Origin of the sequence: Asticcacaulis taihuensis, from assembly GCF_900100255.1 — a bacterium.
In the GTDB taxonomy this organism is placed as follows: Bacteria; Pseudomonadota; Alphaproteobacteria; order Caulobacterales; family Caulobacteraceae; genus Asticcacaulis; species Asticcacaulis taihuensis.
On record NZ_FMTS01000001.1, the window covers coordinates 683377 to 708160 of the forward strand.

31 protein-coding genes are annotated in these 24784 nt (G+C 59.4%); 20 read left to right on the forward strand and 11 right to left on the reverse strand.

Annotated features, from left to right (window positions below):
- Positions 1 to 142: 142 nt before the first annotated feature.
- The 7 genes from BLO49_RS03225 (at position 143) to BLO49_RS03255 (ending at position 5247) form a co-directional block, all read left to right on the forward strand.
- Positions 143 to 388 (forward strand): aa3-type cytochrome c oxidase subunit IV, encoded by a 246-nt coding sequence (locus tag BLO49_RS03225; protein ID WP_090644093.1) that lies wholly within the window; start codon positions 143 to 145, stop codon positions 386 to 388.
- 14 nt (positions 389 to 402) lie between these two features.
- On the forward strand, positions 403 to 966 hold the full coding sequence (locus BLO49_RS03230) for a DUF5655 domain-containing protein (protein ID WP_090644097.1): 564 nt from the start codon (positions 403 to 405) through the stop codon (positions 964 to 966).
- A gap of 158 nt (positions 967 to 1124) precedes the next feature.
- Positions 1125 to 2261 carry a Re/Si-specific NAD(P)(+) transhydrogenase subunit alpha gene (locus tag BLO49_RS03235; protein ID WP_090644100.1) on the forward strand — a complete coding sequence of 379 codons (1137 nt, stop codon included), beginning with the start codon at positions 1125 to 1127 and terminating at the stop codon, positions 2259 to 2261.
- On the forward strand, positions 2261 to 2647 hold the full coding sequence (locus BLO49_RS03240) for a nuclear transport factor 2 family protein (protein WP_170828181.1): 387 nt from the start codon (positions 2261 to 2263) through the stop codon (positions 2645 to 2647). The genes BLO49_RS03235 and BLO49_RS03240 overlap by 1 nt, the downstream gene beginning before the upstream one ends.
- Positions 2634 to 2963: an NAD(P) transhydrogenase subunit alpha part 2 gene (locus BLO49_RS03245; protein ID WP_090644105.1), complete on the forward strand. Its 330-nt coding sequence runs from the start codon at positions 2634 to 2636 to the stop codon at positions 2961 to 2963. The genes BLO49_RS03240 and BLO49_RS03245 overlap by 14 nt, the downstream gene beginning before the upstream one ends.
- The gene (locus tag BLO49_RS03250) at positions 2964 to 4382 is read left to right on the forward strand and encodes an NAD(P)(+) transhydrogenase (Re/Si-specific) subunit beta (protein WP_090644107.1); all 1419 of its coding nucleotides are present in this window, start codon (positions 2964 to 2966) and stop codon (positions 4380 to 4382) included. It abuts the gene before it with no gap.
- Positions 4383 to 4524: 142 nt separating this feature from the next.
- Entirely contained in the window at positions 4525 to 5247 is a 723-nt protein-coding gene (locus tag BLO49_RS03255) for a hypothetical protein (RefSeq protein WP_245678837.1), read from the forward strand.
- 35 nt (positions 5248 to 5282) lie between these two features.
- Here BLO49_RS03255 and BLO49_RS03260 read toward each other — a convergent pair whose 3' ends face one another.
- The 3 genes from BLO49_RS03260 to rpsU form a co-directional block, all read right to left on the reverse strand.
- Positions 5283 to 5789 (reverse strand): hypothetical protein, encoded by a 507-nt coding sequence (locus BLO49_RS03260; protein ID WP_090644112.1) that lies wholly within the window; start codon positions 5787 to 5789, stop codon positions 5283 to 5285.
- Positions 5790 to 5904: 115 nt separating this feature from the next.
- Entirely contained in the window at positions 5905 to 6309 is a 405-nt protein-coding gene (locus tag BLO49_RS03265; protein WP_170828182.1) for an acyl-CoA thioesterase, read from the reverse strand.
- Positions 6310 to 6414: 105 nt separating this feature from the next.
- Positions 6415 to 6651, reverse strand: coding sequence for a 30S ribosomal protein S21 (gene rpsU, locus BLO49_RS03270; protein WP_090644115.1), 237 nt, complete (start codon positions 6649 to 6651; stop codon positions 6415 to 6417).
- Between the two features lie 314 nt (positions 6652 to 6965).
- Between rpsU and BLO49_RS03275 the strand changes: the two genes are divergently transcribed.
- Genes BLO49_RS03275 through BLO49_RS03285 form a run of 3 tightly spaced genes read left to right on the forward strand, consistent with a single transcriptional unit; the run spans position 6966 to position 9359 of the window.
- Positions 6966 to 7640: a COQ9 family protein gene (locus BLO49_RS03275; RefSeq protein WP_090644118.1), complete on the forward strand. Its 675-nt coding sequence runs from the start codon at positions 6966 to 6968 to the stop codon at positions 7638 to 7640.
- A complete protein-coding gene (locus BLO49_RS03280; RefSeq protein ID WP_090644120.1) occupies positions 7637 to 7966 on the forward strand; it encodes a hypothetical protein in 330 nt (109 codons plus the stop codon). The genes BLO49_RS03275 and BLO49_RS03280 overlap by 4 nt, the downstream gene beginning before the upstream one ends.
- A 43-nt stretch (positions 7967 to 8009) precedes the next feature.
- On the forward strand, positions 8010 to 9359 hold the full coding sequence (locus BLO49_RS03285) for a hypothetical protein (RefSeq protein WP_090644123.1): 1350 nt from the start codon (positions 8010 to 8012) through the stop codon (positions 9357 to 9359).
- A gap of 40 nt (positions 9360 to 9399) precedes the next feature.
- On the opposite strand, the gene BLO49_RS03290 is transcribed toward BLO49_RS03285, so the two are convergent.
- From BLO49_RS03290 to purE, 4 genes are all read right to left on the reverse strand, one after another.
- Complete coding sequence (locus BLO49_RS03290; protein ID WP_139159609.1) at positions 9400 to 10635, reverse strand: tetratricopeptide repeat protein; 1236 nt, start codon at positions 10633 to 10635, stop codon at positions 9400 to 9402.
- A 116-nt stretch (positions 10636 to 10751) separates the two neighbouring features.
- Positions 10752 to 11054, reverse strand: coding sequence for a YciI family protein (locus tag BLO49_RS03295; protein WP_090644128.1), 303 nt, complete (start codon positions 11052 to 11054; stop codon positions 10752 to 10754).
- Between the two features lie 96 nt (positions 11055 to 11150).
- A complete protein-coding gene (locus BLO49_RS03300) occupies positions 11151 to 12227 on the reverse strand; it encodes a 5-(carboxyamino)imidazole ribonucleotide synthase (RefSeq protein ID WP_090644129.1) in 1077 nt (358 codons plus the stop codon).
- A gap of 1 nt (position 12228) precedes the next feature.
- Complete coding sequence (gene purE / locus BLO49_RS03305; protein WP_090644132.1) at positions 12229 to 12720, reverse strand: 5-(carboxyamino)imidazole ribonucleotide mutase; 492 nt, start codon at positions 12718 to 12720, stop codon at positions 12229 to 12231.
- 312 nt (positions 12721 to 13032) lie between these two features.
- Here purE and BLO49_RS03310 point away from each other — a divergent pair, with 312 nt between their 5' ends.
- Positions 13033 to 13833: a GGDEF domain-containing protein gene (locus BLO49_RS03310; RefSeq protein ID WP_245678838.1), complete on the forward strand. Its 801-nt coding sequence runs from the start codon at positions 13033 to 13035 to the stop codon at positions 13831 to 13833.
- A gap of 58 nt (positions 13834 to 13891) precedes the next feature.
- Here BLO49_RS03310 and BLO49_RS03315 read toward each other — a convergent pair whose 3' ends face one another.
- Positions 13892 to 15055 (reverse strand): deoxyguanosinetriphosphate triphosphohydrolase, encoded by a 1164-nt coding sequence (locus BLO49_RS03315; protein WP_090644135.1) that lies wholly within the window; start codon positions 15053 to 15055, stop codon positions 13892 to 13894.
- 63 nt (positions 15056 to 15118) lie between these two features.
- Between BLO49_RS03315 and BLO49_RS03320 the strand changes: the two genes are divergently transcribed.
- The 6 genes from BLO49_RS03320 (at position 15119) to BLO49_RS18345 (ending at position 19193) form a co-directional block, all read left to right on the forward strand.
- Positions 15119 to 15496 carry a HesB/IscA family protein gene (locus BLO49_RS03320; RefSeq protein WP_245678839.1) on the forward strand — a complete coding sequence of 126 codons (378 nt, stop codon included), beginning with the start codon at positions 15119 to 15121 and terminating at the stop codon, positions 15494 to 15496.
- Between the two features lie 202 nt (positions 15497 to 15698).
- Positions 15699 to 16517: an exodeoxyribonuclease III gene (gene xth, locus BLO49_RS03325; RefSeq protein WP_090644137.1), complete on the forward strand. Its 819-nt coding sequence runs from the start codon at positions 15699 to 15701 to the stop codon at positions 16515 to 16517.
- A 58-nt stretch (positions 16518 to 16575) separates the two neighbouring features.
- On the forward strand, positions 16576 to 17280 hold the full coding sequence (locus BLO49_RS03330; protein ID WP_090646058.1) for a hypothetical protein: 705 nt from the start codon (positions 16576 to 16578) through the stop codon (positions 17278 to 17280).
- 86 nt (positions 17281 to 17366) lie between these two features.
- Entirely contained in the window at positions 17367 to 18104 is a 738-nt protein-coding gene (locus tag BLO49_RS03335; protein ID WP_090644140.1) for a hypothetical protein, read from the forward strand.
- A gap of 101 nt (positions 18105 to 18205) precedes the next feature.
- Entirely contained in the window at positions 18206 to 18892 is a 687-nt protein-coding gene (locus BLO49_RS03340) for an NnrU family protein (RefSeq protein WP_090644143.1), read from the forward strand.
- Between the two features lie 124 nt (positions 18893 to 19016).
- Positions 19017 to 19193 carry a hypothetical protein gene (locus tag BLO49_RS18345; protein WP_170828183.1) on the forward strand — a complete coding sequence of 59 codons (177 nt, stop codon included), beginning with the start codon at positions 19017 to 19019 and terminating at the stop codon, positions 19191 to 19193.
- Here BLO49_RS18345 and BLO49_RS03350 read toward each other — a convergent pair.
- The gene (locus tag BLO49_RS03350) at positions 19187 to 20149 is read right to left on the reverse strand and encodes a Gfo/Idh/MocA family protein (protein WP_090644148.1); all 963 of its coding nucleotides are present in this window, start codon (positions 20147 to 20149) and stop codon (positions 19187 to 19189) included. The genes BLO49_RS18345 and BLO49_RS03350 overlap by 7 nt on opposite strands.
- Before the next feature lie 205 nt (positions 20150 to 20354).
- Here BLO49_RS03350 and BLO49_RS03355 point away from each other — a divergent pair, with 205 nt between their 5' ends.
- Genes BLO49_RS03355 through BLO49_RS03365 form a run of 3 tightly spaced genes read left to right on the forward strand, consistent with a single transcriptional unit; the run spans position 20355 to position 21896 of the window.
- The gene (locus BLO49_RS03355) at positions 20355 to 21263 is read left to right on the forward strand and encodes a cobalamin biosynthesis protein CbiG (protein WP_090646061.1); all 909 of its coding nucleotides are present in this window, start codon (positions 20355 to 20357) and stop codon (positions 21261 to 21263) included.
- Positions 21256 to 21585, forward strand: a complete 330-nt coding sequence (locus BLO49_RS03360; RefSeq protein ID WP_090644151.1) for a YnfA family protein — start codon at positions 21256 to 21258, stop codon at positions 21583 to 21585. Before BLO49_RS03355 ends, BLO49_RS03360 begins: the two co-directional genes overlap by 8 nt.
- An 11-nt stretch (positions 21586 to 21596) precedes the next feature.
- Complete coding sequence (locus tag BLO49_RS03365) at positions 21597 to 21896, forward strand: DUF1330 domain-containing protein (RefSeq protein ID WP_090644155.1); 300 nt, start codon at positions 21597 to 21599, stop codon at positions 21894 to 21896.
- On the opposite strand, the gene BLO49_RS03370 is transcribed toward BLO49_RS03365, so the two are convergent.
- A complete protein-coding gene (locus BLO49_RS03370) occupies positions 21880 to 23256 on the reverse strand; it encodes an MATE family efflux transporter (protein WP_090644157.1) in 1377 nt (458 codons plus the stop codon). The two genes, BLO49_RS03365 and BLO49_RS03370, sit on opposite strands and share 17 nt — an antisense overlap.
- 97 nt (positions 23257 to 23353) lie before the next feature.
- On the reverse strand, positions 23354 to 24727 hold the full coding sequence (locus BLO49_RS03375) for a class II 3-deoxy-7-phosphoheptulonate synthase (RefSeq protein ID WP_090644160.1): 1374 nt from the start codon (positions 24725 to 24727) through the stop codon (positions 23354 to 23356).
- Positions 24728 to 24784: the final 57 nt, after the last annotated feature.

Below are 24784 nucleotides of genomic sequence, written 5' to 3' on the forward strand. Positions count from 1 at the left end.
CTGGGAGGGCTGATCGAGGCGTTTGAGGCGCTGGTTTGAAGCGTCATTTCGCCCCATTGACCAAACGGGCGGGCTTTTGTAAGACCGGTACAGGAAACACTGTTTGCAGGGACACATCACCTGCCCGTTAAAGGATATGAGCATGGCCGACCATCACGACGATTCCGACTACGTACACGGCCACATGGATGTCCATCAGCAGCAGCATTCCTACGAACTGTTCGCCAGCCTGACCAAATGGGTCAGCCTGCACCTCGCCGTCGTGCTGGTTTTCCTCGTCATTCTCACCTGCACCCAGATGGGCTGGCTGACCGCTCTGATCGCCGCTATCGTTGTGGCTGCTCTTGGCTGGTTCATGCTGAAAAAGAAACCTGACGCGGCCCATTAGGGTGCGAGGGTGTCATGATCAACCTGACACCCAAGCAGGAAGCTTACTTTAAGGCCCTTACCGTCAGCCTTGAACACGACACGGGGAAATCCCTTGCGTCTTGGATAGATCTCGTCCGCGACGAATGCCCCGAAACCACCCGTCAAGGCCGCGCCGCCTGGCTTAAAGCGCATCACGGCCTGAGTCAGACGCGCATCCGTCAGATCCTCAATGAATTTCTGCCTCCCGACGCCGGCTGGACCAATCCCGAAGCCCTGCGCACCGCCCTGTGGAAAACGCCGGCCTCAGTCGCCCTATTGACCGCCTTTGAATCACTGATCACACATTTGCCGGATGTCGTGCCGACCCAGAGAAAGGGATACAGCGCCTTCAGCCGCGATTATCAGTTCGCTGCCCTTAAGCCCATAAAAGGCGGGGTCCGCATCGGTCTGGCCCTGCCGGTGGAGAGCGATTCGCGCTTGATGCCAGCGCACCGGGAAAAGTGGTCCGAACGTTTGCAGTCAAGCCTTATCGTGACATCAACCGCCGCCATTTTACAGCTCAAGCCACTTGTGGACCGCGCGCACAAGAATTCATGACACCGGTGGCAATTTAGTGTAGGTAACGATTAGCACGATCATAAATCGCGCAACAAGACTTTGACTCGCAGTCCGTTTGACCTTTACAAACAGAGTAACGCAGTTACGACTTCAGGTCGCAGCAAATACAAATACGCAGCCGTTCAGAGGGAAACACAGTGGGCCTAACCCTTGCCGTCACCACGGAACAAACCGCCGGGGAAACGCGCGTCGCCGCGACCCCGGATACCGTAAAAAAATGGACCACCGCCGGTCTCACCGTCAATATCCAGTCTGGCGCAGGTCTTGGCGCCTCGGTCCCTGACGACGCCTTTACAGCGGCCGGCGCCACGATCGTCAAGACGGCGAAAGAGGCGCTCAAGGCAGCCGATATCGTACTCAAGGTGCGCGGCCCGGCGAAGGACGAAATCGCGGCGCTGAAAGACGGCGCCATCGTCATTGCCACGCTCGATCCTTACCGCGAGAAAGACACACTGAACGCCCTGGCGGCCAAAGGCGCTTCGGCCTACGCCATGGAATTCGTGCCGCGCATCACTCGCGCCCAAGTCATGGATGTGCTGTCCTCCCAGGCCAATCTCGCCGGCTATCGCGCCGTCATCGAAGCCGCCAGCGCCTATGGCAAGGCCTTCCCGATGATGATGACCGCCGCCGGCACGGTGGCGCCCGCCAAGGCATTCATCATGGGTGTCGGCGTTGCCGGTTTGCAGGCCATCGCCACCGCCAGGCGCTTAGGCGCGGTCGTCACCGCCACCGATGTCCGCCCGGCCACCAAGGAACAGGTGGAATCCCTGGGCGCCAAGTTCCTGGCTGTCGAGGACGAGGAATTCAAAAACGCGCAGACCGCCGGCGGCTATGCAAAGGAGATGTCGGCGGAATATAAGGCCAAGCAGGCGGCGCTGACCGCCTCGCATATCGCCAAGCAGGATATCGTCATCACCACGGCCCTGATCCCCGGTCGGCAGGCACCGATCCTGGTCACAAAGGAAATGGTGGCCAGCATGAAGCCCGGTTCGGTGCTGATCGATCTCGCAGCACCTCAGGGCGGCAATGTCGAGGGCTGCGTCGCCGACAAGGTGGTGGACGTGGGTGGTGTCAAGATCATTGGCTTCTCCAATATAGTGGCCGCCATCGCCGCCGACGCGTCGGCGCTCTACGCCAAGAACCTGCAAGCTTTTGTCGGTCTGCTGATCGATAAGGACGGCAATCTGGCGCCGGACGCGGAAGACGAAATCCTCAAGGCTGCACTGGTCACCGCCGGTGGCGCTGTCGTGCATCCCAATCTGAAAGGCGCCTGATGGCCATTAATTATGAACAGCAGGCCGCCGACTGGTACGAGGCGTGGAATTCGCGCGACGCGCAGAATATCTGCGATCTCTACGCCGATGATCTGGTCTTCACCTCGCCTTTCATTCGCAAGCTTGGCCTGTCCGAAGACGGCGCCCTGACCGATATTCAAGCATTTTACGCCTATGTTTCCAATATGTTGCCGCGTATCCCTAATCTGAGATTTGAACCTGTTGCCAATTGCATCGGCGTACAGGGGCACACCCTCGTCTACCGCAACCAGTCAAGCCATATCGTGACCGAAACCTTTGAATATAACGACCTGGGACTGATCCGCCTGGCAAATGCCGCCTTTTCGACGGCGCCGATCAAGAGGAAAAACTATGGAAGCCGTTGACCCCACCATCTTCCGTCTGGCCATTTTCGTGCTGGCCATTTTTGTTGGCTACTACGTGGTGTGGAGCGTCACACCGGCCCTGCACACACCATTGATGGCGGTCACCAACGCCATTTCCTCGGTCATCATCGTCGGCGCCCTGATCGCCGCCGCGGCCCATGCCGATGGCGCGGGAATCGGTGTCTGGGTGTCGAAAGGCGCGGGCGGCATCGCCTCTGCGCTGGCCGCGGTCAATATCTTCGGCGGCTTCATGGTCACGCGCCGGATGCTGGCCATGTACAAGAAGAAAGAAAAGCCTGCTGGGGAGAAGAAGTAAATGGATTTCGCCAATATCTCCGCCCTCGCCTATCTCGTTTCGGGCGTCCTGTTCATTCTGGCCTTGCGCGGGCTGTCTTCGCCGGAAACCAGCCGCAAGGGCAATCTCTACGGTATGGTCGGCATGGCCATCGCTATCGGCGTCACCCTGTTGTCGCTCCTTGGCAAGGGTGATCTCGATCCGGTCACCATCGTCATCATCCTGTGCGGCATCGCGGTCGGCGGCATTATCGGCATGACCATCGCGCAGAAGGTCTCCATGACCTCCATGCCGCAGCTCGTGGCCGCCTTCCACTCGCTGGTGGGTATGGCCGCGTGCATGGTCGCCATCGGTGCCCTCTATGCGCCTCAGGCTTTCGGCATCGATGACGGCGCTGGCGGTATAAAAGCGCAATCATTGATCGAACTGTCGCTCGGCGTGGCCATCGGCGCCATCACCTTCACCGGCTCAGTCATCGCCTTCGCCAAACTCAATGGCAACATGTCCGGTGCGCCGATCATCCTGCCGGCCCGCCATCTGATCAACATTGCTTTGGGCGTTGCGGTCGTGGTGCTGATTGTCACCCTGATCATCACCCACGGCCTGGCCACCTGGGCTTTCTGGGGTATCTTCATCCTGGCTCTGGTGCTCGGCATCACCCTGATCATCCCCATCGGCGGCGCCGATATGCCGGTGGTCGTCTCCATGCTCAACTCCTATTCGGGCTGGGCGGCGGCGGCGCTAGGCTTCACGCTGGAAAACATCGCCCTGATCATTACCGGCGCCCTGGTTGGCTCCTCCGGCGCCATCCTCAGCTACATCATGTGCAAGGGCATGAACCGTAATTTCTTCAGCGTCATCATGGGCGGTTTCGGCGGGGATACCGCCGCGGCCGGCGGCGGCGCGGTCGAGACGCGCCCGGTCAAGCAGGGCTCGGCCGACGATGCCGCCTTCATCATGAAGAACGCCTCCAAGGTCATCATCGTGCCCGGCTACGGCATGGCGGTGGCCCAGGCCCAGCACGCCCTGCGCGAAATGGCCGACAAGCTCAAGGAAGAAGGCGTGGAAGTGAAGTACGCCATCCACCCGGTCGCCGGACGGATGCCGGGCCACATGAACGTGCTGCTGGCCGAGGCCAATGTACCTTACGATGAGGTGTTCGAACTGGAGGACATCAATTCTGAGTTCGCCACGGCGGATGTCGCCTTCGTCATCGGCGCCAATGACGTCACCAACCCGGCGGCCAAGACCGATCCGTCCTCGGCCATCTTCGGAATGCCGATTCTGGAAGTGGAAAAGGCCCGCACCATACTCTTCATCAAGCGCGGCATGTCGGCAGGCTATGCCGGCGTGGAAAACGAACTGTTCTTCAAGGACAACACCATGATGCTCTTCGGTGACGCCAAGAAGATGGTCGAAGGGATAGTGAAGGGGCTTTAAAGGTACGCTCCCGCCCCGAAATTATCAACGCCTCTTCGTTATCCGACGGAGAGGCGTTTCCATTCAGATACGGTTCAGCCTTAATTTTTTACAATGGCGGACGTTATGATAGGTTCATAACAAAACTGTAGTGATGGTGACTATGTTGAAGCTGATGAAATCCGTGTCGAAATCTTCTGCCGCGTTGCTGGCCCTGGGCCTCCTGAGTGCGCCCCTGGCCTCGCCAGCCCTGGCGCAAACCACCAATAACGGCATCACCACCCAGGAAGCGTCCGCTTCGGACGCTTTTCCGGGCCTCAAGGGTTTCCTCAACCTGCCGGCGGCCGATCGCAGCCAGATCAATGTCTATTACGCCGTGCGCATCAAACACGCCGATCCTGCAGCGGTGAAAATCATCATGACGCATAATGGCCAGAGCCAGCCGCTGCGCGTCGGGCCTGACGGCCGCATCACGCCATTGCCGACCCGCGATCAGTTGAACAGCGGCGCCAGGATCAGGATCAGCGGCCCTGCCAGCGGCAGCTATGCCATGAAACTGCATGTCTTCTCGACCCAGCCGAACGGGAAAACCTATGATGCCACCGGCCTCGCCACCGGTGTCAGGCAGGCCAATTCGGCCATGAGCAGGATCGCCGGTCCCTTGGCCCTGATGCTGCCAAAGCTCGATCGCGTTTATTTTGTCGGCGGTGGCAATGGCGAGGCGGAATTCGCCAACGGCCAGAAGAAGCCCCTGCCGAAGACAACCTCAGCCGGCGAATATCCGGCCGGCACGCCCTATTTCGTGCCGTCCCAGATGAACGGCGCCACCCGCCTGACCTTCAGCAATACGGTCAGCCTGGCGCATTACGACAATCCGCCAAAATAAGATTGGCCGCCAAAGTAAGATTGTTCGCCGAAGTGTTAAACCTCGGCCTGCTGGGATTTGACCGCCTTCTGCGCCGTCATGTACATGCCCAGCCAGCCACTGGCAAAGGCGCAGATCCCGACGATCACCGGACACAGGATGAACAGGGTTGTCGTGTTCGGCAGGTGCAGCAGGTCGATCCAGAAATAGGTCGTCAGCAGGATTCCCGTCAGCCAGGCGGGAAACTGCCCGACCTTGCCCAGCAGTGTGGCGAAATAACCGCCGACCAGCGTGCCAACCGCCCAGGTCATCGGAATAATGATAAAGACCTGCCCCGCCACAGTCTTCATCAGTTCGGCCTTCTGCTCGGCATCCACCATGTAAATGCCAGGCGGAAAAGGGAAGAGTTGATCGAGCACATATTTGGCAATCGTATAGACCAGCATACCCAGCAGCAGACCGGACAGCACGACCAGGACGACCATGAGCGTCTGGCGCGTCTTCCCGTCATCCCACTCGCTGATCCAGTCCTGAAAGCGGCCGACAAACGACGATTTGGCCATATGGATACCCCTCATCCCTGTTACATGACGCATTGATGTCCCGATCAGGCCATCCGGTCAATGCCTTATTATTAACACAATCCGGCCGGGCCTGACAAATGCCGGTTTAGAGACCTCAGCCGCCGGCCACCGGGCGTGGTTTTCCATTGTCATCTATGGCTACGAAGGTAAAGATCGCTTCGGTCACGCGCACCTTGTCCTCACCTTCCCGCGGACGGCGATAGGCGTCGACCTTCATTTTCATTGAGGTGCGCCCGACAGATATGACCTTGGCGTAGACCGTCACCTCGTCCCCCACCTGCACCGGTGTCAGAAAGACCATGCCATCAACCGCGATGGTGGCCACACGCCCTTTTGACAGGCGCGCCGCGATATTGCCGGCCGCGAGGTCCATCTGCGACATCAGCCAGCCGCCGAAGATATCGCCCGAAGGGTTGGTATCGGCCGGCATGGCGGTAGTCAGTATGCCGAGGTCTGCCGGGTCCGGCAATTCGGAATGGTCGTGCGGGCTGTTGGCCATGAAAATATCTCCTGCGGCACAGGCAGCAAAAAGCGCTGAAAGCCGGGCTTTCAGCGCTTTAAAACATTATGCCTGTCCGTTCAAATCTCTAAACGGACAAATAAACTAGGCGCGAACCGGACGCGGCGTGGCGGGGGCGCCACCTTCACGTTGCAGGCGCTTGCGGGCCAGCTTGCGGGCGCGGCGAACGGCTTCAGCCTGCTGGCGGGCGCGCTTTTCGGAGGGCTTTTCGTAATGTACGTGACGCTTCATTTCGCGGAAGGAACCTTCGCGCTGCATCTTCTTCTTCAGGGCCTTCAGAGCCTGGTCGACATTGTTGTCACGGACGAAAATCTGTACCAAAAGGTATCTCTCCATTCAGAGTTCGAGGACCAGGGAGGACATGCGCCAGATATACCGGCAGCGGCCCCTCGGCCAATTGTGAAAAAGAAACTTACGCCCGCAAACCAAAGGCGTGCAGGAAGATCGGCCTTGCCCATACATGAGGCGAACTGCCTTGTCCAGACAAAGCCTGCTTCAAAAGGGATTTTTGATCGCTTTTTGCCGATTTTCTGAATGACTGCGACCTTTGCAGCATTCGCAGATGCGACATTTTGTTGCCGTAACGACTGACTTCTCCCCTTGGCGGAAAGCCCGGCAGCGCCTATTGTAACCATATGACCCTGTCCGCGCCCCTTTCCGGTCTTAAGGCCGCCGAATCCCGCCTGGCGAAGGCCGTGGCCGCCTTTGTGCCCGAACTCGGCCTGAACCGGCAGAGCGTGGAAGCCGGGGCGCGCAGCTTGGGGCTAAGCGAAGGCGAGCGCGACCTGATCGCGCCGCATGGCGCCGCCGATATCGCCGCCATCCTGTGGCGCGAGCACGATGAGAACTTGCTTCGCCCGGAAACAGCCGAATCGCTGGCTGGCATGAAGATCCGCGAAAAAATCGCCTTCCTCCTCAATACCCGGCTCGACGCCGCCGCTCATGACGAAAAGCTGGCCCGGCGCCTGATGGGCTATTTCGCCCTGCCCCACCATGCCGCGCTCTACCATCGCCTGCTCTGGCAAACCGCCGACATCATCTGGCGGCTGGCCGGTGACACGGCGCTGGACGAAAATCACTACTCCAAGCGCATGATCGTTTCCGGCATCATCACCACCGCGATGATGACCCGCCTGTCGCTTGGTGGTTCTTTGGGCAGGGAAGCTCAGCTTGAACAGATCGACCGCAATATCGAACAGGTCATGCAGTTCGAGAAATTCAAGGCGAAGCTGCCGGTCAAGCCGGAAGAGATCGCGCTCAATCTCGCGCGCACCCTGGGGCGCCTGAGATTCGGACAAAACGCCGCATGACGGCCGTGCGCGCCCTGCTCGCCTGCGTCTGGCTGCTGTTCTCAATGACGGCGACCATGGCAGCGCCGGCAGTGGCCAGCGACATGTCCTGCCATATGGATCATATGGAAATGACCGGCAAGCCGGCGCCGCACCACAAACCGGATACGCCTGCGACGCCCCAGACGGTCATGCCCTGTTGCAGCCAGCCGGTGCTGGCGGCCGGTACTGAGCCGGTGCCGCTTCTGTCTCGCCCCTATCAAAGGGCCCGCTTGCTTCCCGCACGGTCTATGCCCTTGTCCGATCTGCCCGCCCGCCTGGAGCCGCGTCCGCCGAAAATCACTTGATGGAATAAACTCTTTTTCATCAAATATTTTCAGGAGACAGCTTATGTCTTATCTAAAGTCGACAACCGCCCTGGCGGTGCTTTTTGCGTTGTCCGCCGCGTCGGCCTTCGCCCAAAACATGCCCAATATGGATATGCCGGCACAAACCGCCGCGCCTGATCATGGGGCAGACCACACACAGGATCAGAAGCCGCCTGCCACCTCGTCCCAAACCGTGGATCATGACATGTCCGGCATGGATATGTCCAATATGGACATGTCGCACATGGATCATATGAACATGAGCCATATGGGGGACGCCTCGAAATCCGGCTGGCAGGTCATGTCACATGCCGTGCTGAACTTTGTGGCGGATAATCAGGAAGGCCCGCGCGGCGGTTCGAAAAACTTCGTCGAAGGCATGGCCATGATCATGGCGTCGCGCGAGCTGGACAATCGCAATACGCTCGACCTCAACCTGATGCTGTCGCCTGACGCCTTCATGGGCAAGGGTGGCTATCCCCTGCTGCTGCAAACCGGCGAAACGGCGGATGGCGTGCATCATCTGGTCGATGCCCAGCATCCGCACGACCTTTTCATGGGTGCTACCGCCAAACTGACGCACCGTTTCGATGGTAACGCCAAAGCCTTCGTCCTCATCGGCTGGCCGGGTGAATTCGGCTTCGGCCCGACCGCCTTCATGCACCGGGCGTCCGGCGAAAACTTTCCGACCGCACCGATCACCCATCACTGGCTCGATTCCGGCCATATCACCATGGGCGTAGTCACCGCCGGTGTCGCCAAGGGGCCATTACAGCTTGAGGTGACGCAGTTCACCGGCCGCGAACCGGATCAATACCGCTTCAACCTCGATACGCCGAAGCTGGATTCCACGGCGGTTCGCCTCACCTGGCAGGTCAGCGATCGCCTGACAGCGCAAGCTTCGTGGGCGCACCAGGTCAGCCCCGAACAACTCGCGCCGGATGAAGACCTCCAACGGCGATCGGTGAGCTTCGATTACAATCGCGCCTTCAGGGCCGGGACGCTCTATTCAACCCTGGCCTGGGGGCGGAAAGAGATTGAGCATAGTAGCGAAAAGCCTTCCGACGGATACCTGTTCGAGAATACCTTCAAATTCAACGAAAAATGGATGGCGTTGGGCCGTCATGAGCGCGTCTATAATGACGAACTGGTCCATGACGGCGCTTACTGGGTGAGCAAGACCGAGATCGGCGCCATCCGCACGTTCGATCTGGGACATGACATGACGCTCGGCCTTGGGCTGGTGCGCCAGTTCAATGAAGTGCCCGATGTCCTGAAGCCGGTTTATAGCGATCACCCCAACGGCACGGTCGGCTTTTTACAGCTCAAGATCCACCCGATGTCTGGCTCAATGACTGGCATGAAGATGTAACAAAAAATCTCCGTCGAAGGTGATAACTTCGGCGGGGATTTCATTGTGTCTTGGCTACGACCTCATAATCATGAGCAATCCAACTACAAGCTTCCTCCTGATAAGGTTCAAGCTTGTCGCCTCGCAAATAATGTAGTCGGCACTCAGCCTCTGATCCATCACCACCTGACGCATTATTCTTTTTGTAATTAGCGATGACGCGGTCGTACAAACTCATGGCCGCCGGCAGGTTTTGAGCGACAATGTCGCCGCGCTCATATTGCTTCGCCAATAACATCATAGCCTCCGGCACATCATCTTCTGACGCCTTAAGCAGAAAAGATATTGCACCTGTCGGATCCACTGCTTGTCCCAGCAAGCGCATCATGTCAGACTGAAGAAGTGCCGCTCCCCATAAATATTGCGCCCAATTATTTCCATCCTCCGCAGCTTGCCTGATAACAAGAAGTGCCTGACGCTTGTCTTCATCTGAACAAGGAAGTGTTTTGATTTGCGCGCATATCAGTACCTGTTCCGCAGCATTTATACGACCATACAAACGCGCTTCAGCTAGCCCTTCAGGTGTAAGCTCTTGAAAGCGGACTATATCCTGCGGCAAGCCCCATCCGGCTTCGATTGCTTTCTTCATCCATGCAACAGCTTCATCGATTGTGGCCTGAGGTGAGAGATCAAGCGCCACCTTATCTGACGATACTAATAACTGCGCGATAGCGTACATTGATGTCGCATCGCCTTGAGCGGCTGCTCTTTTATACCATGCAAAAGCCTGAACATCATTTTGTTCAAAACCCTCCAAGCCCTGTTCATAATTTTGCGCTACGTTTTTTTGCGCTTCCAAGTCTCCCGACTGTGCTTGTGCCAGAAGTTCGCGGGTTTGATCTTCTGCTACCTGCCGAAGGTGCTCATCGACAAATGCGTATTTTTCAGGATGCAGCATAGTATCCACAACATATTTGTCGGCTTCTTCAGCATAGTGCTTTCCCTTTTCCGGGTCTTTTTTGACGCCATCTCCACTCAGATACATTTCCGACAACAGGCCAGCCGCCCAGGGCAACCCACCGTCCACGGACTTTTCAAACCATTCAGCGGCTTTTCCCTTATCTATCGGAACGCCCTGCCCATAATAGTAGTTTAGCCCCGTCTGATATTGCGCGAAAACGTCACCTTTTTCAGCAGTACTCAGACTCTCCTGGAAAGATTGCGCGAAGCTTGTACCTCCCAGTAGAAGTAGCAAGGCACTTGAAATCAAGATACAAATATACCGAGCTATACGCATGATCCCCCCAAAATTTGAGGTATAGCATATCCTGGCAGCGGCAGTTTGGACAGAATATAACAAAAAAGCCCCGCCGGAGATGCTCCGGCGGGGCTTGATTAGAACTCACAGGCAGCTTAAGCGGCCAGTTCTGCCTTCGCCTTGAGCCCTTCCAGGCCCGGCGCGGTCGAGGTGATATTGACTTCGGAAATGACATATTCCGAGACGCCGTTGATATGGAACGGATCGCGGCGCAGCATGGCTTCGACCGTCTCGCGGTTACCTTCGGCGAAGATCATCCCGCCGGTGCGCGGTACGCGACGGCCAGCCGCCAGGAACAGGCCGCTGGCATAGCCTTCCTTGAGCCACGCCATGTGGGCTTCGAGGTGACGATCGACTTCGTCATTGGGGACCGTATAGGTCAGGGTGACAATAAACATGGGTAATTCCTTTAGCTGGGGAGAGCCTTGCAAAGAGAGTGGCCGGCCGGACGATCAAAAGTCAATTCGCAACTGCAAAAAGCGTGCCTTGCGTGACTAAGCCTTGATGCGGTTGATATGTCCCATTTTGCGACCGGGACGCGGCTCATCCTTGCCATAGACATAGAGGCGCGACTGCGCCTCAGCGGCCAGGGTGGGCCATTCGAGGATATCCGGTCCCAGAAGGTTGGTCATTTCGACCGTGCAGCGGGCCGATGTATCGCCCAGCGGCCAGCCTGTCACAGCGCGGATATGCTGCTCGAACTGGTCGCACAGGCAGCCATCCTGCGTCCAGTGACCGGAATTATGCACACGCGGGGCAATCTCGTTCAGGAGCAGTTCGTCACCCGGCAAAACGAACAGTTCGACCGCCAGGACACCTACATAGTCCAGCCCTTCCAGCACCTTGCGCGCGATTTCATGCGCCGCCGCCGTCACCGCTTCCGAGACCTGGGCCGGCGCCAGGGTGGTCGAGAGGATACCCCCGACATGATGGTTTTCACCGATCGGGAAGGTCTTGACCTCGCCGTTCCAGCCGCGCGCCGCCACCACCGAGATTTCACGGGTAAAGCTGGCCTTTGCTTCCAGGATAGACGGACGGCCATTCAGGCTGTCATAGGCGGCCAGTGCCTCTTCCAGGCTTTTGATCCATACCTGCCCCTTGCCGTCATAACCTTCGCGGCGCGTCTTCAGAAGAGCCGGCAGGCCGGAACTTTTCAGCACGCCCTGCAAATCCGACAGGCTGTTGATCTCATAGAAATCGACCGTGCCGATACCGGCCTCACGCGCAAAACTCTTTTCCAGAACACGATCCTGGGTGATGCGCAGGGCCTTGGAGGACGGCGCCACCACGGCGCCCCTGCCGGTCAGGAAATCGAGGCTGGCGGCGGGAACGTTCTCGAACTCGAAGGTAATGACATCGCAGCTTTCAGCCAGGCGGGCCAGCACGGCCTCGTCGGTATAGGCCGCCACTTTCGAGGCCAGAGACACCTGTGCGGCGGGCGAACCGGCATCCGGTCCGAAGGTCACGACCTTGAAGCCAAGCCGCGAAGCGGCCTGAGACAGCATCCGTCCCAACTGGCCATCACCGAGAATACCGATCGTGCTGCCCAGCGGCAGGGGTTCTTTCAACATCTTAATCTTCTACTGTATCGGGAACGCTGTCGGTCTGGGCCTGGCGCAGGGCTTCGATGCGTTCGGCCAGAGCCGGATCGTTCAGCGCCAGAATTTGCGCCGCCAGAAGGCCGGCATTCTTCGCCCCCGCCTCGCCGACCGCCAGCGTGCCGACCGGCACGCCCCCCGGCATCTGGACGATGGAGAGCAGCGAATCAATCCCCTTCAGGCCATCACGCACCGGCACCGGCACACCCAGTACCGGCAGGGTGGTCATGGAAGCAGTCATGCCCGGCAGGTGTGCTGCGCCGCCGGCGCCGGCGATGATGACCTTGTAACCCGCCGCCCTGGCCCCCGTGGCGAATTCATAAAGCCTTTGCGGTGTACGGTGCGCCGAGACGACACGCGACATATAGCTGACGCCCAGTTGGTCGAGCGCGGTGGCGGCGGCCTTCATCACGCTCCAGTCGGAACGGGAGCCCATGATGATGGCAACCTGCGGCGTGTCAGCCATGTGAAAGTCCTTGAAAAACGGGCCCTTTGAGAAAGGCGCGGAGTATAGTCAGAAGCGTTCGCACTGCAACCCCCTTCCTGCTGATCTCAAATTGTTGGTTTTAGCGCACGGTTGTTCCCTGGCAGCCCATGGCAGCCCATGGAAAATGCTGTGTGAATATGTGCTCCCTTGCATTGCGCATAGCCCGCTTCCATGCTTTCATATGTCACTCAAATGACCAGCGCCACCATCATAAAACTCTCGGAAAGAATGGGCCTAGATTCGCATCATCAAGAGATGACGCCCTCTCCCGCACAGACGCCGGAGAGCCCCGTGGAAAAGCCGGCGCGCGCCACCACCGCCTCGATGCAGAGCCTGCTTGCCCATTATTTTGAGAGCAATGCCCCGGATGCATCGGCGATTTCCGCCCCCGATGCCGGTTCAGTTGCCGGGGCTCCCCGCGCTCTGAGCACGCCGCATAGCGAAACCCGCGCGAAAAGTCCGGAAACGGCTGTCCCGCTCACCGCCTCACCGTCTTCTCTGGTCGCCCAGCCCGACTGGCCGCCAGCGGCGCGGGCGCTGATCGATTCGCTGATGCGGGAAAACGAGTCCCTGCGCGAACAGCTCCAGCAGCAGGCCCTGCACCTGCAAAGCGCCCAGGGCCAGGCTGACAGCGATGTCCTGACCCCTACCCTCAATCGCCGTGCCTTCCTGCGCGAGGTACATCGCGCCATGGCCGATTGCCGACGCTATGGCGAAGACGCCTGCCTGCTCTATCTCGACATGGACGGCTTCAAGGGCATTAATGACGCCTACGGCCATTCAGCCGGTGATGCGGCCCTGATCTATGTTGCCGAAACGCTCAATGCCAGCGTCCGCGAAGGCGACAGTGTCGGCCGTATCGGCGGAGATGAATTCGCCATTCTGCTGCGCCATGCCGACCTAAAATCATCCCGCATCAAGGCCATGCGGCTTGAGGCCGAACTGATGATGGGCACATTTGAATATGGCGGCCTGTATCTCAAGACCGGCGGGTCTTTTGGCGTCCGCGCCTATGCCGCCCAAGCCTCGGCCGAAGCCTGGCTGAGTGAAGCGGACGCCGCCATGTTCCTGGTCAAAAAATCCTCACGCTGATCTTCATATTGAAAGCCATGCTTGGTGGCTACCCGCCGGATTTCATAAAGGCCGAGTATTAGCCATCGAAGGAAAAAAGCCGGCGCTGCTCGTCGATGGCGAAGGCATCGGTCATGCCGGCGATGTAGTCGCAGATCACCCGCGCACGCGCCGCTTCGGTATCCTTGGCGCACACCCGCTGGAACCACTCGGTCGGCAGGGTGTCGGGTTCGATCATGAACAGGTCGAACATTTCTTTCAGTGTCCGTTTGGCATGGCTGCGCGTGCGGTTGAGTTTGTAGTGCTTGTACATGCGCTCGAACAGGAAGCCGCGCAGGCGGGAAAGATCGTCATAGACCGGCTTTGAGAAGGCCACCATCTGCCGGCGCGCCGTGCGAACATCCTCACCGGTCTCCACACCGTCTGCCTTCAGGCGGCGCGCGGTCTCGCCCAGCACATCGGCCATCATCGTGCCGATCATCCGCCGCACGCCTTCCAGGCGCAGAAGGCGGCTGTCGATCGATGGCCAGTCCTTCTGGACCGAAGCCAGGGCGGGGCCGATCAGCGGCACAGTCATCAGGTCTTCGATGGTGAAAAGCTCGGCGCGAAGGCCGTCATCGACATCGTGATTGTTGTAGGCGATATCATCGGCAAGCGCCGCGCACTGGGCTTCCATCGAGGCAAAAGTATCGGTACGCAAGTCCCATTGATTATTGAAATCAACGATGGATTTCCATGACGGCGCCTGCATGTGATGGCTCACGGGACCATTGTGCTTGATGATACCTTCAAGCGTCTCCCAGGTCAGGTTCAGGCCGTCGAACGCCGGATAGCGTACTTCCAGCCGGGTGATGACCCGAAAGGTCTGGACATTGTGATCGAAGCCGCCCCACGGTTTCATGCACTCGTGCAACTGGTCCTCGCCAGCATGGCCGAAAGGCGGATGCCCCAGATCGTGCGACAGGGCGATGGTCTCGGCCAGGTCTTCGTTCAGACCCAGGGAATGGGCCAGAGACCTGGCGATCTGCGCCACCTCCAGGCTATGGGTCAGGCGGGTGCGGAAATAGTCCCCCTCATTGGCGACGAACACCTGCGTCTTGCCCTTCAGGCGGCGGAACGCGGTCGAATGAATGATGCGGTCACGGTCGCGCGCGAAGGCGGTGCGCGTCGGGCTTTCCGCCTCGGGATAGAGGCGGCCGAGGCTCTTTTCGACGTCAGACGCAAAGGGGGCCAGGGGCTTCATGATCTCTCCGCAAGCTAGTTTCCCTGTCGCTATACTGATTTTCCTAAAAAATCTTTGGGAAATATGGCGCGAGGGGCTGATTTTGCCGGCGAATGCGCCCATATTGCCGCCATGAGCCACAATATCACCCTCACCGCCTCCGCCGCGAAACATCTCAATGCCCTGAGCAATGAAGCCGGCCATCCGGTCATGCTGCGCGTCATGGTCGAGGGCGGCGGCTGTTCGGGCTTCCAGTACGTGCTTGATTTGACCGACACGGCCAATCCGGACGAGAGCCGTATCGAATATGAGGGCGCCACGGCCCTGGTCGATGAAGTCTCCGCCCCCCTGATGGCGGGTTCAATGATTGACTATGTCGAGGAACTGGTCGGTTCCCAGTTCAAGATCCTGAACCCACTGGCCGTGGCCTCCTGCGGCTGCGGCACCAGTTTCTCTCTTTAAGCAAGTAAGAAACCCCACCACCAACGCGCAAGCGCGTCGGTCCCCCTCCCCGGTAAACCGGGGAGATACAAGATGTTTGCCTCACAATTGTACCTCCCCAACTTGTTGGGGAGGGGGACCGCGCCTCACTTGAGGCGTGGTGGTGGGGGTTCTTGCTTTCTTTCTCTTGCCCTCACCTGCGACGCTGGCTAAACCTTTGCACATGAAACTCGCCACCTGGAACGTCAACTCCGTCAATGCCCGCCTGCCCCTCCTGCTGGAATGGTTCCGCGAGGCGCAGCCCGATGTCTGCGGCCTGCAGGAAATCAAGTGCATCGACGAGAAGTTTCCCATCGAAGCGTTTGAATCACTTGGCTATAATTGCGCCGTCCACGGCCAGAAAACCTACAACGGCGTGGCCATCCTTTCGAAATTTCCGATGAGCGACATCCGGCGCGGGCTGCCGAAAGCGGACGACGATCAGGACGATCATTCGCGCTATATCGAGGCCGTGATCGAGGCGCCGGAGCCGGTGCGTTTTGGCTGCCTCTACCTGCCCAACGGCAATCCGGTTCATACCGACAAATATGCCTACAAGCTGCGCTGGCTGGAGCGCCTGCACAGCCATGCCGAAGCGCTGCTGAAACTTGAAGAAATGACCGTTTTAGCGGGTGATTTCAACATTATACCGACAAAAGCCGACCTGTGGAAGGAAGGGCCATGGCTTGATGACGCCCTCTATCAGCCGGCGGTGCGCCGCGCCTATCAGGGCCTGAAAAACCTCGGCTATACCGATGCCTTCGAGGCCCACTCCACCTTTTCCGGATCGCCTGAAGACAACCGCTACACCTTCTGGGATTATCAGGCCGGCGCCTGGCCGAAAAACGAGGGCATCCGCATCGATCATCACCTGCTCTCCCCGCAGGCCGCCGACCGCCTGGCAGATGTGGTCATCCACAAGGACACGCGCGGCCGCACGCATGACGAGGCCAAGCCTTCGGACCATGTGCCCGTTGTCGTTGAATTGACAACAAAATCTTAACCCACCCGCGACACAATAAGGGTTTGTTACCCATAACCCTTTTGGCGTGATCTGTCCGATGGCCCATGCCGCGCGTATACTGTTATATTTCCTGTTCGCCGGCATCGGACTGACCCTGATCGCGTCGGGCCTGATGTGGTGGTTTGAAGCGTCGCGCCGCCTCGCCCGCGCCCTCAATACAGCCCTCGGGAAAACCGCCGACGCCGTGGTCTACGATCTCGGCGGCCAGAAGGCGGCGGGGCTGGACTTCACCGCCGGCGACCTCGCCATCATGTGGAAGACGGGTGCGCAAGGGCTGGTTTTCGCTTTTGACGAGATTGAAGGCGCCGAACTGATCGTCGATGAACGCGTGGTCGCCCGTGCGCAGAAAGGCGAAAGCCGCCGTGTGCTGAATGAAACCCACGCCCAGGCATCGAAAGTCACCCTGCGCCTGATGTTCAATGACGTGGAGACGCCGGAATTCGAGGTGAACCTGTTCGGCGATGTCAGCCACAACCCGGTTCATGCCCAGACCGCGGCCGAGGCCGTGCGTATCGGTCGAAAGTGGCTGTCGCATATAGATGCCGTCATCAAGCGTATGCCGGTCGATGATCGCGCGCCCTACCCTGAAGACGCGGGAAAAACCGCCGAGCCCGTGCGAAAGCCTGCCCCGCAGGTGAACGCCAGACCGTCTTTCAATGACCTGCCGCCCTGGGAAGACACGACAGAGAATATGGCGGAAGACGATGACACAAACGACACTTATAATGATGAAAAGCGGTAGTCCCCGCGGTTAAAGACTTAACGCGCCACGAAAATCGTGGTTAACTTCCTGTAGATAAATCAATAGCCGCTACAGGTAACCTCGCCTTGCCGACCTATTTGCCCACAATTATCATTCTGTCAGCGGCCGTGCTGGCCATTCTGGTCGTGCTGTACCGCGTCTATGACTCGCGCGTCGAGCAGCCCAGGAAATTGGAAGACGAACTGCGTGACGGGCTGGAGACCTATAAGGCCGATGTCATGGTGCTGGAACCGGTCCGCAAGGCGGCGGCCGCCAGTTCCTTCGCCGGCGACCGCCTGATCATTGTCGAAGATTTCGGCAAGAAGCCGCACCGCCCTTACAAGATGTCGCAGCTCATGGGCATGGAGGTCATTGTCGACGACAAGGTGATCGGTCGGGTGATGCGCAGCGGCCCGCATATGATGCTGGACGACATCGCTCCCACCGTACATCGCGTCACCATGCGGCTGGTGCTGGATGATCCCGCCTTCCCCAGTTTCGAACTGGTTGTCTGGGATCCGAACGACACACTGACGGCCCGCGCCGAAGGGCCGCGCGCCGCCATCAACAATGTCCGCAAATGGTTCTACCATGTCGAGGCGGTCCTGCGCCGCACGATCAGCGCCCCCCAGCCGGTCATCGGCGCACCGGCGGCCGCGGCGCCTGTGCGGATACCCGACTTCGTGCCGGCGCCATCGCTTACCCCGCCGCCGGCACCGCCACCCATGGCGACGGCGGCAAGCCCGGCCCTGCCGCCGGCCTCCGCGCCGCCGGCCAGACCGGAAGGTGATGTGCTGAACGCGCCGCTTATCCCCTATATCTGATCAACCCGTTTTCCACCGCCTTGCGCGCTTGAGCATGGCCTTCCCCGTATCGCCATGTTAGGCGTAATGAATATTGAGACCGGTCGGAGACTTTAGACCTCATGTGGACCCTGGCACTGGCGTGCGCCTTCTTCCTCTGCATCCATCTGATGATCAGCGGCACGACGATGAAAGACCAGATCATCGCCAGGATCGGCGGGGTCGCCTATTATGTGCTTTTCTCCCTGTTATCGACCGGCGGCCTGGCCTGGATGATCATCGCCTTCGGCATCGCCCTGAGCGACCCGATGAATGTGGTGCTATGGAAATCGGAAACCTTCCTGCGTGTCATCGGCCTGTTCGGTAATTTTCTGGCCTTCCTGCTCGTGGTGGTCGGCATTGTCACGCCTTCGCCCACCAACCTGATGGCCCTGCGCCAACTGCCGGACAAGACCGTCTATGGCATCGTACGGATTTCGCGTCACCCGATCCTGGCCGGCATCGGCATCTGGGCCCTCACCCACATCATCTGCAATGGTAATCTCGCGGCGTGGATTTTCTTCGGCTCCATGCTGGCCCTGTGCGCCCTGGGCGCCAATAATATCGACCGCAAGCGCATGGCACTCATGGGAGACACCTATGCCTCGATCAAGCGCCGGACCTCGATCATCCCCTTCGTTGCCATCATCGAAGGCCGCACAGCTTTTGCGCCGGAAGAACTTGGTGTGGCCCGTATGCTGCTGGCCGTTTCGATGTTTTCGGCTGTGACGGTACTGCACGAACTGCTTTTCACCGCCAAGGCGATCTGAGCGTCAAGATTATTGCGGCAGCGCACCCAACTTGGGTTAATTTGCCATTGATCTTATCACAATTGTTTGAACAAATAGGCGTATAGCGATCTGAATAAATCAGATGGGTGGGTTCGCGTCGGTTATGAAGCTCTCGGCTTTTACCTTGTTGCTGTTTTTCATCGCCGTGGCGCTGGTCATGGCCAGCCTGATCGGCCATTTCCGCCCCGTACCCCATATAAGCGAATATGCCTACTGGCTGATGACCGCCGCCTTCGGCGTCCTCACCTTCGGCATTATATTCAAAGGCCGAACTCAGTAGACGCTGTACTCGCTGGGCTCCGGCGCCACTTCCTCATCAATCGAAAGCGCCAGTATCAGGGCCTTCAGGGCATCCTTGCCAGTGCACAGCGGCGTTGCGCGCACGCCCCTGACCGTATCCAGAAAACGGAACACGCTGGTGCCCAGCGGGTCTTTGGCAATATCCGCCTCGGCGAAATCGGCATTCAGGCGAAACGGCGTATTGTTCTCGAACTTGCGGTTCAAGAGGTCGATATTGACCTCACCGCTGGGATAGACGATCCGCATGGTGCGTTCGCGGGCCTCGGCCATGCGGGAAGCCCGGAAATGCGCCATCATGCCGTTCTCGAATTCCACCTCGGCTGTAACCTCATCCGCACCGACTGCCTTGTAGCCTTCATCCGTGCGATAGCGGGCGGTCGCCCGCATTCCGCCCGGTCCGGCGCCGGCCAGGCTCTGGGCCAGGTCGAGATCGTGGATCATCAGGTCGAGCACGACGGACACATCGAGATTGCGCGTCGAGGCCGTGCCATTGCGCACCGCCTCCAGGCGCAGGGGTATTTCCGGCACATCATAAAGACCCATGGCCTCGAAAACCGCGCGCTCCTGGTGCCCGCAGGCCAGGACCAGCCCCTTTTCCGCCGCCAGATCGACCATGGCGTGACCATCCGCAATAGTAATCGCCAGCGGCTTTTCGCTATAGACATGAACCCCGGCTTCCAGCGCCTTGAGCGCGACAGCGGCATGGGCAAAGGCAGGCGTGGCGATGGTGACGGCATCGATCAGAGACAGGAATTCGGCCAGTTCATCGCCGCCGAATGCCCGGACGCCATGCTGTGCCGCCAGGGCCTCGGCCCGCGACTTGTCGAGATCATAAATACCGACAAACTCCACGGCCTCAGCCTGCTTGTATTTATTGGCATGATAGCCGCCAAAAACACCGGCGCCCACGACGCCCACTCGCAAAACTTCAGCCATGACAATCTCTTCTGTCGTTAATGGGTATCTGCTTAAACCGCTTCGCGGCAAAAATGGAATACAATTTACGCTACATAAATTGTGCAAAGCCACATAAACCGCTTTTTCGCCACGCTTATCGGGTCTAAACAGGGCGAACTTTTTACCGCTCGCACTTGCCGGATGTCGGTGAACCGACCTCTGGATGGACTGGGAGATTTTGCCTGTGACACGTTTGTTTGGCGCCTATGTAATTGTTGACTACAGCGCCGCCGAAGGCAAGAAGACCGGCGAATCCTCGGTATGGATTGGCGTGATGAAGCGCGATATCCGCTTCCGTCTTTCCTATGAAGCTCATAATCCGGCCACCCGCGCCGAAGCCATCACCCTGCTGAAGACAATCCTGGGCGATCTCCACAAGCGCGGCGATCGCGTCTTCCTGGGCCTCGATTTCGCACTCGGCTTCCCGCGCGGCACGGCGTCACGCCTTCAGGTGAAGGACGGAGACTGGCAAGGCATGTGGGCGTTCCTGGCCAAAAACATTGTCGACAAGCCCGACAACAAGAATAATCGCTTCCAGGTGGCGGCCAAGATGAACCGCCTGATGACCGATGAAGCCTGGCCCTTCTGGGGCTGCCCGAAGAGCGACGCACAGAAGTGGCTTTCCACGCTCAAGCCGGAGAGCCTTGGCGATTTCCCCGAATTTCGCCTGACCGAAGAGGCCGCCCGCAAGGCGCACAAGAAGGCCCAGGCCACCAAGAGCCTGTGGCAGATGCACGGCGCCGGCGTGGTGGCCGGCCAGACCATGCTGGGCATCCCCGCCTTCAAGGCGCTGGCGGAAGGTTTGGGCGACAGTGCGAAAATCTGGCCCTTCCAGACGGGTTTCGGTGCGCTCGACGAGGCCGCGCTGGACGGGCTTTCCACCCTGATCGCCGAGGTCTATCCGGCGGTGTTCGAGGGCGAGGCCGAACCCGGCGAAGTCAAGGACGCCACCGGCGTGCGTGTGGCGGCGCAGGCCCTGGCCGAGGCCGACGACAAGGGGCAACTGGGTGCCCTGTTCGCCGCGCCGAAAGGCTTGAGCGAAAGCGATCTGGCCACCGCCGCCACCGAGGAAGGCTGGATTCTGGGTGCTTAAGCCCCTCGTCGTCTATATCCTCGCCGCCATCGCCGAAATCGCCGGCTGTTACAGCCTGTGGGCCGTGCTCAAGCTGGGGAAATCGCCATTGTGGCTGGTCCCCGGCGCGCTGTCCCTTTGTGCTTTCGCCTGGCTCCTGACGCTCATCGATACACCGGCCGCCGGGCGCGCCTATGCGGCCTATGGCGCCATCTATATCGCTGCCTCGATCGGCTGGCTGTGGTGGGTGGAAAAACAGCGCCCGGACCTGTGGGACCTTGCCGGTCTTATGCTTTGCCTGGCCGGTTCGGCGGTCATATTATTCGCTCCACGCCCTACATAAAAGGACACTACATGACCGCTTATGTCATCATGATCCGCGACCGCATCACTGATCCGGCCGAAATGGCGATCTACGCCGAACTGGCCCGCAAGGCCCGCGGCGACAATCCACCCCGGCAACTGGCTTTTTATGGCGCCCATGAAGCCCTGGAAGGGCCGGGAGCCGACGGCATCGTCATTCTCGAATTCGACGACATGGACCACGCCCGCGCCTGGCATGGATCACCGGCCTATCAGGAAGCCATGAAACACCGGCAGCTTGGCGCCGATTATCGCGTGCTGCTGGTTGATGGCGTCAAGCCGCAGGCATAACGGCCGCGCGCCGGTCAAGCCACAGGAAGCGGGCTGTCTGGAAGGTGCCGGAAATCAGCGAGGCCGCCACCACGGCCCAGACGAGCCCGGCAACGCCCCAGCCAAAGACGATGCTGAACACGAAGCCCAGCGGCAGCATGATCGCCCCGTAGGAGACATAGTGGATGACCGTCGGCGCCAGTATGTCCCTGCGCGCGCGCAGGGCCTGGGCCGCCACCACCTGCAGGCCATCGGGGATAAAGAAGAAGCACGACAGCAACAGGCCCATCTTCACATTGGGCAGCAAATGCGGATCATGGCTGTAGAAGCGCGATATCGTGCCAGCAAATAGCGCGGTAAAAATCACCACGGCCGTCGTGAAGGCGCCGGCTGAAATAAAGCTGACCCGTCCCATGCGCGCCAGGGCGGCAAAATCACCGGCGCCAAACGCCTTGCCGACCAGAACTGAACAGCCGGCGGAAAGCCCCATCGGCACCATGAAGACGACGCTGGCATAGTTGAGCACTATGGTCCAGCTCGCCACTTCGATCTCGCCAATATGGCCAGCAAACATCGTCATACCGGCAAAAGCGCCAACCTCGATGAAATAGGCCGCGCCCGTGGCATAGCCGACATGGCGTTGCTCGGCGGCGCCATGATGATCCTTTTCCTGGCGTCCCAGAAGGTCGAACGGCTTTGTTTCCTTCAGGCGCAGGATATGGATCAGCAGACCCGCGGATTGCAGGCCACGTGCGATCAGGGTGGCGGTCGCCGCTCCCATGGCCCCCTCGAAATGGATGCCGAACAGGGTAACATGTCCCGGCACCAGCAGCAAAAGCAGAGCGACATTCAGTGCATTGGCAATCAATGTGGCTATCAGGGTATCGCGTGTGCGGCCGAGGGCTTCGAGAAATAGCGAACCGACCTGCCCCGGCAGGAAGACCGGGATCGAACAGGCGAACAGGATCAGCGGCAAGTGCGCGCCCGCCACCATGTCGGGCTTCACGACCAGCCCCAGGAAATGCGTGCCACCCAGAAGCAGGAGCGCCATGAAGCCGATACCGAGCATCAGGGCATAGCCGATGCCGCGCTGGAAGACTGCCCCCACGCGGTGCAGGTCGCCGGCGCCGATAAAATGCGAGGTCTTGACTTGTACGCCCATCAACAACCCCATCGAGGTCAGGGCCGGCACCCAGTGCAGCGCCTGGGCCAGGGTCAGGTAACCGAGTTGCGCCGAGCTATGCTGGCCGACGATGATGGTATCCATCAGCGCCATCAGCATGACGCCGACTCGCGAGGCAATCACCGGCCACGACAGTCGAAAAAGGGCGGCAAACGCCGCCCTCGTTTGAGGCTCAATCCGGGAGATCAGGGTTGTCATGCCCGGCTCTGTAGCCGATTTTGTGATCACGGTCCACGCACCGCCAATAAAAAACCCGGACCGGGGGCCGGGTTTGATATTCGGGCCAGGCGGCGGATCAGGCCGCCTTGCTGGCCGCCGATTTCAGGCTGTGCAGGCGCTCGGCCACCAGGAAGCTGAGTTCCAGCGCCTGATCGGCATTGAGGCGCGGATCGCAATGCGTATGATAGCGGTCCTGCAGGTCTTCCTCGCTGAGCGCAAAGGCGCCGCCGGTGCATTCCGTCACGTTCTGACCGGTCATTTCCAGGTGCATACCGCCGGGGTGAACGCCTTCCGATGCCGCAATATCGACGAAGGACCGCACTTCCGCAAGGATGCGGTCGAACGGGCGCGTCTTGTAGCCGTTATTGGCCTTGACGACATTGCCGTGCATCGGATCGATCGACCAGATGACCGGCGAGCCATGCTTCTTGGTGGCCGCCATCAGACGCGGCAGGCGTTCGCCCACCTTGTCGGAACCAAAGCGGCCGATCACAGTCAGGCGGCCCGGAATGCCCTCCGGATTGAGCGTATCGATCAGCCGCAACAGGTCATCGGGCTCGATGGTCGGGCCGGCCTTGACGCCGATCGGGTTCTTGATGCCCTTCATGTAGTTGACGTGGGCGCCATCGAGCTGACGAGTACGCTCGCCGATCCACAGCATGTGGGCCGAGGTGTCGTACCAGTCACCCGAAGTGGAATCGACGCGGGTCATGGCCTGCTCGTAATTGAGCAGCAGGGCTTCATGCGAGGTGAAGAAATCGACCTGACGGATTTCCGGTTGGCGGTCCGGCGTGATGCCGATGGCCGACATGAAGCTCAGGGTCTCGGAAATCTTGTCGGCCAGGGCGCGATACCGCTCACCCTGCGGCGAACCGGCAACAAACCCAAGCGTCCACTTATGAATATTATACAGGTCGGCATAGCCGCCTTGCGCGAAGGCGCGCAGCAGGTTCAGCGTGGCCGAGGACTGATGATATGCCTTGATCAGACGCGACGGATCGGGAATGCGCGCCTCAGGCGTGAATTCCATGCCATTGATATTGTCGCCGCGATAGGATGGCAGGGTGATGCCATCAATCGTCTCGATGGCCGAAGAGCGCGGCTTGCCAAACTGACCGGCGATGCGGCCAACCTTGACCACCGGCTTGCCGCCGGCAAAGGTCAGGATAACCGCCATCTGCAGGATCAGCCGGAAGGTATCGCGGATATTGTCGGCGGAAAATTCCTTGAAGGATTCAGCGCAGTCCCCGCCTTGCAGCAGGAAGCCATTGCCTTCGGCCACCTTGCCGAGCGCCGAGGTCAGGCGACGGGCTTCACCGGCAAAAACCAGCGGCGGCAGGTGCGACAGCTCGCTTTCAACAGCTTTGAGAGCCTGAGCATCCGGATAATCATCCGGAATATGCAGGGCTGGCAGGGAACGCCAGTCTTGGGGGGACCATGTCTTTTTCATTGTTCTATTTAAACTCTAAACCGGCCAAACTCAACACTGAAACCGGACGAGATACAT

Bases quoted from the DNA above. Each gene is read 5' to 3' on its own strand.
- BLO49_RS03280 (WP_090644120.1), top strand. From the start codon at position 7,637: ATGACGGCCGTGCGCGCCCTGCTCGCCTGCGTCTGGCTGCTGTTCTCA.
- BLO49_RS03290 (WP_139159609.1), bottom strand. From the start codon at position 10,635: ATGCGTATAGCTCGGTATATTTGTATCTTGATTTCAAGTGCCTTGCTA.
- BLO49_RS03370 (WP_090644157.1), bottom strand. From the start codon at position 23,256: ATGACAACCCTGATCTCCCGGATTGAGCCTCAAACGAGGGCGGCGTTT.
- BLO49_RS03295 (WP_090644128.1), bottom strand. From the start codon at position 11,054: ATGTTTATTGTCACCCTGACCTATACGGTCCCCAATGACGAAGTCGAT.
- BLO49_RS03350 (WP_090644148.1), bottom strand. From the start codon at position 20,149: ATGGCTGAAGTTTTGCGAGTGGGCGTCGTGGGCGCCGGTGTTTTTGGC.
- BLO49_RS03275 (WP_090644118.1), top strand. From the start codon at position 6,966: ATGACCCTGTCCGCGCCCCTTTCCGGTCTTAAGGCCGCCGAATCCCGC.
- purE (WP_090644132.1), bottom strand. From the start codon at position 12,720: ATGGCTGACACGCCGCAGGTTGCCATCATCATGGGCTCCCGTTCCGAC.
- BLO49_RS18345 (WP_170828183.1), top strand. From the start codon at position 19,017: ATGAAGCTCTCGGCTTTTACCTTGTTGCTGTTTTTCATCGCCGTGGCG.
- BLO49_RS03300 (WP_090644129.1), bottom strand. From the start codon at position 12,227: ATGTTGAAAGAACCCCTGCCGCTGGGCAGCACGATCGGTATTCTCGGT.
- BLO49_RS03315 (WP_090644135.1), bottom strand. From the start codon at position 15,055: ATGAAGCCCCTGGCCCCCTTTGCGTCTGACGTCGAAAAGAGCCTCGGC.
- BLO49_RS03255 (WP_245678837.1), top strand. From the start codon at position 4,525: ATGTTGAAGCTGATGAAATCCGTGTCGAAATCTTCTGCCGCGTTGCTG.
- BLO49_RS03230 (WP_090644097.1), top strand. From the start codon at position 403: ATGATCAACCTGACACCCAAGCAGGAAGCTTACTTTAAGGCCCTTACC.
- BLO49_RS03225 (WP_090644093.1), top strand. From the start codon at position 143: ATGGCCGACCATCACGACGATTCCGACTACGTACACGGCCACATGGAT.
- BLO49_RS03320 (WP_245678839.1), top strand. From the start codon at position 15,119: ATGGCGCGAGGGGCTGATTTTGCCGGCGAATGCGCCCATATTGCCGCC.
- BLO49_RS03240 (WP_170828181.1), top strand. From the start codon at position 2,261: ATGGCCATTAATTATGAACAGCAGGCCGCCGACTGGTACGAGGCGTGG.
- BLO49_RS03375 (WP_090644160.1), bottom strand. From the start codon at position 24,727: ATGAAAAAGACATGGTCCCCCCAAGACTGGCGTTCCCTGCCAGCCCTG.
- BLO49_RS03285 (WP_090644123.1), top strand. From the start codon at position 8,010: ATGTCTTATCTAAAGTCGACAACCGCCCTGGCGGTGCTTTTTGCGTTG.
- BLO49_RS03340 (WP_090644143.1), top strand. From the start codon at position 18,206: ATGTGGACCCTGGCACTGGCGTGCGCCTTCTTCCTCTGCATCCATCTG.
- xth (WP_090644137.1), top strand. From the start codon at position 15,699: ATGAAACTCGCCACCTGGAACGTCAACTCCGTCAATGCCCGCCTGCCC.
- BLO49_RS03245 (WP_090644105.1), top strand. From the start codon at position 2,634: ATGGAAGCCGTTGACCCCACCATCTTCCGTCTGGCCATTTTCGTGCTG.
- BLO49_RS03265 (WP_170828182.1), bottom strand. From the start codon at position 6,309: ATGGCCAACAGCCCGCACGACCATTCCGAATTGCCGGACCCGGCAGAC.
- BLO49_RS03250 (WP_090644107.1), top strand. From the start codon at position 2,964: ATGGATTTCGCCAATATCTCCGCCCTCGCCTATCTCGTTTCGGGCGTC.
- BLO49_RS03330 (WP_090646058.1), top strand. From the start codon at position 16,576: ATGGCCCATGCCGCGCGTATACTGTTATATTTCCTGTTCGCCGGCATC.
- BLO49_RS03260 (WP_090644112.1), bottom strand. From the start codon at position 5,789: ATGGCCAAATCGTCGTTTGTCGGCCGCTTTCAGGACTGGATCAGCGAG.
- BLO49_RS03365 (WP_090644155.1), top strand. From the start codon at position 21,597: ATGACCGCTTATGTCATCATGATCCGCGACCGCATCACTGATCCGGCC.